Raw genomic sequence first — 2,919 nt, 5'->3', positions numbered from 1 at the left:
ATCCATTTTAGCCACTTTCCACTATGCGATCGCTTTCTGGTAAGATGCGATCGCAATTCCGAGAATGTAGGCGATACGTCGCACTCCGAGGCTAGGCGATACGTCGCACTCCGAGGCTACGCGATCGCACTTCTGAGAATCGCTCGGTAGATGTTTGTCTAGTTGCGTCAGTCTGGTGATAGGGTATAATGCTGGGATATGTCAGGGGGTGGATGTGTTGGTCAGCTAGTTATGAGGAGTGGTGAGGGAATGAGTGCGGGTGAGTTGCTGAGACAGGCGAATCAGTTGAAACGGTCTGGGAAGTTGGATGAGGCGATCGCAATTCCGAGAGGCTACGGGAATGCACTTCCGAGGCGATAGGCGATACTTCTGGCGGGCACGCTGCGCGATCGCACTTCCGAGAGGGTAGGCGATACGTGCTACGCACACGCTACGCGAACGCACTTCTGAAAGGGTAGGCGATACTTCTGGCGGGCACGCTACGCGATCGCCAACTCTGGCTGTAATTTACCATTGGCGGGGACGGAATTTATCATCATTTAAAATCACGACGCTATCTCCTGACTGTGCCAACACAAATAAGCCGCGACGGTAGCCATAGCGGGCGACTTCTTCGGGAACCACCATTCCGGCGACGGCTCCCATGGCTTTGACATCACTATAACGGGGCATTAACCGCTTGAATTTTTCGAGTCTTTCCAGGTGTTCGTCGATGTCGGTTTGGCTGAGTTTGCTTTTGACTTCGACTAATATGGCTTGGTCGCTGTTGACGACGAGCAAATCAATTTCTAGGGCTTCTCCAAAGCGTTTAACCGAGAGGTCGCCGTGAAATTCATTGACAGCAATTCCCCTTTTTTGAAATAGTTGGACGGCGGCGGGGCGTACCTGCCATTCGACAAATTCTCCGAGGCGGTTTCCCAATTTGCCTAATTCTTGGTTGAGTTTTTCATTCTGTTGTTTGATGATTCGTTCGGTTTCCCGGAAGCGGCGATCGCTTTCTTGGGATTGTTCCCGGAAGCGGCGATCGCTTTCTTGGGACTGTTCCCGGAAGCGGCGATCGCTTTCTTGGGATTGTTCCTGGAGGAGTTGCCGGGTTTCTTGAAATTGGCGTTCGGTTTCTTTCTGGGCTTCTGCCAATTCCGCCAGCAGCCTCCAAACATCGTCAGCATTGGTGGTCATGGGGGTTGTCCTCTGGGTTATTTCAATCATCCATTTTAGCCACTTTCCACTATGCGATCGCTTTCTGGTAAGATGCGATCGCACTTCCGAAAGGCTAGGCGATACTTCTGGCGGGCACGCTGCGCGATCGCACTTCCGAGAATGTAGGCGATAGGTCGCACTTCCGAGAGGGTAGGCGATAGGTCGCACTTCCGAGAATGTAGGCGATAGGTCGCACTTCCCAGAGGCTAGGCGATACTTCTGGCGGGCACGCTGCGCGATCGCACTTCCGAGAGGCTAGGCGATCGCACTTCCGAGACTCTAGGCGATCGCACTTCCGAGAGGCTAGGCGATCGCACTTCCGAGAGGCTAGGCGATCGCACTTCCCAGAGAGTAGGCGATAGGTCGCACTTCTGAGAGGGTAGGCGATACTTCTGGCGGGCACGCTGCGCGAACGCACCAGATATTTCCCCCTGCCACTTCGCCCATATATCATAAAAATTAAAATTAGTCAATCACTGATAACCGAACACTTGATTCCGGCAAACCGGATCTCCGGCGAGACGTGCTTCGCGATCGCTCATACTGTCGCCCGGCCGCCATCTTGCCTGTATAATCAGGAATGCGATCGCGCCACGGACACGCTACGCGATCGCCTAAATTGACCGAGTATTGAATCGGGTTCGGTGAAATGAGCATTTTTGTTGAATTTCCAGAACAGTTGTTGGTGGCTTGTCGGGAAGAACCCGAAGGGTTTAAGCGGCGGGTGATGATTTTGACCTTGGGTCAACTCTATGAAGAGGGTAAAATTTCTTCGGGGGTGGCGGCGGAGATTTTGGGGTGCAGCCGTTTGGAGTTTTATCGTTTGATTGGCGAACGGGGATTTGCCGCGATCGACTACACCGAAGCCGAGTTTGAGGAGGAGGCGAAAACCAGCCGAGAATTGGCCGAGAAATTGAGGGATCGATGAAGTTTGTTGTCAATGCGACACCATTAATTGCTTTGAGTCTGATCGATCGCTTGCAACTGTTACCCCAGTTATTTGATGAGATTTTTATCCCGCCCACCGTATACCGAGAGGTGGCCATTCAGGGGGGCGACCGCCCGGGTCGCGGGGAGATTTTAACTCGAACGGGGGCGGTCGTGCAAGCTCCGGCAGGGACTTCCAGTATTGAACCGTTACTTTTGGGACTCGATGCTGGAGAATTTGAAGTCATTTTGTTGGGTCGGGAACTCCAAGCGGATTGGGTCTTGATTGATGAGCGTTTGGGACGGCGGGTCGCTTTGAGTTTGGGTTTACCTGTGAAGGGCAGTTTGGGGATTTTACTGGCTGCTGTCGGTGCAGATTTAATGACTCGGCAGGAAGCCAGGGAATCGATTTCGGAGTTACTTAAGAATGGCATTCGTTTGAGTTCGCAATTGATTCGGATGTTTGAGTCGGAGTTGGAACGGCTGTGAATGAGTCGGGGTCGCTCCGTTTGTCGTCTCGGCTTTAGACTTGGGAAATGCGATCGCTCCTCGTGTAGCACAGGCATCTTGCCTGTATAATCGGCAGTACGATCGCACTTCTGAGACTCTAGGCGATACGTCGCACTCCGAGGCTAGGCGATAGGTCGCACTTCCCAGAGCCTAGGCGATACTTCTGGCGGGCACGCTGCGCGAACGCACTTCCCAGAGAGTAGGCGATAGGTCGCACTTCCGAGAATGTAGGCGATACTTCTGGCGGGCACGCTACGCGATCGCCAACTCTGGCTGTAATTT

Annotated in this window: 8 protein-coding genes; 2 read left to right on the top strand and 6 right to left on the bottom strand. The window is 53.1% G+C overall.

The annotated features are described in order from the left end of the window. Window positions 1-225: 225 nt before the first annotated feature. The 5 genes from P5674_RS23940 to P5674_RS23920 all read right to left on the bottom strand — a co-directional run bounded on the left by P5674_RS23940 (window position 226) and on the right by P5674_RS23920 (window position 1,857). Window positions 226-444, bottom strand: a complete 219-nt coding sequence (locus P5674_RS23940) for a hypothetical protein (RefSeq protein WP_315670300.1) — start codon at window positions 442-444, stop codon at window positions 226-228. 63 nt (window positions 445-507) lie between these two features. Further along, entirely contained in the window at window positions 508-1,179 is a 672-nt protein-coding gene (locus P5674_RS23935) for a hypothetical protein (protein WP_315670350.1), read from the bottom strand. 35 nt (window positions 1,180-1,214) lie between these two features. Further along, entirely contained in the window at window positions 1,215-1,340 is a 126-nt protein-coding gene (locus tag P5674_RS23930) for a hypothetical protein (RefSeq protein WP_315670349.1), read from the bottom strand. A gap of 66 nt (window positions 1,341-1,406) precedes the next feature. Then, window positions 1,407-1,673 (bottom strand): hypothetical protein, encoded by a 267-nt coding sequence (locus P5674_RS23925; RefSeq protein WP_014273914.1) that lies wholly within the window; start codon window positions 1,671-1,673, stop codon window positions 1,407-1,409. Then, window positions 1,666-1,857, bottom strand: a complete 192-nt coding sequence (locus P5674_RS23920; RefSeq protein ID WP_014273915.1) for a hypothetical protein — start codon at window positions 1,855-1,857, stop codon at window positions 1,666-1,668. Before P5674_RS23920 ends, P5674_RS23925 begins: the two co-directional genes overlap by 8 nt. Between P5674_RS23920 and P5674_RS23915 the strand changes: the two genes are divergently transcribed. Together P5674_RS23915 and P5674_RS23910 are read left to right on the top strand one after the other, a co-directional pair. Continuing rightward, a complete protein-coding gene (locus P5674_RS23915) occupies window positions 1,850-2,128 on the top strand; it encodes a UPF0175 family protein (protein ID WP_006615913.1) in 279 nt (92 codons plus the stop codon). The two genes, P5674_RS23920 and P5674_RS23915, sit on opposite strands and share 8 nt — an antisense overlap. Beyond that, window positions 2,125-2,616, top strand: coding sequence for a hypothetical protein (locus tag P5674_RS23910; RefSeq protein WP_014273916.1), 492 nt, complete (start codon window positions 2,125-2,127; stop codon window positions 2,614-2,616). Before P5674_RS23915 ends, P5674_RS23910 begins: the two co-directional genes overlap by 4 nt. Before the next feature lie 118 nt (window positions 2,617-2,734). Here the strand turns inward: P5674_RS23910 and P5674_RS23905 are convergent. Beyond that, a partial coding sequence (locus P5674_RS23905) for a hypothetical protein (RefSeq protein WP_315670347.1) occupies window positions 2,735-2,919 on the bottom strand: 185 nt, incomplete at its 5' end.

It is taken from the genome of Limnospira sp. PMC 289.06 (assembly GCF_032350395.1).
GTDB classification, from domain to species: domain Bacteria; phylum Cyanobacteriota; class Cyanobacteriia; order Cyanobacteriales; family Microcoleaceae; genus Limnospira; species Limnospira platensis.
Note: the sequence above shows the minus strand (reverse complement) of the source record. Positions and strands in the feature narration are given on the sequence as shown.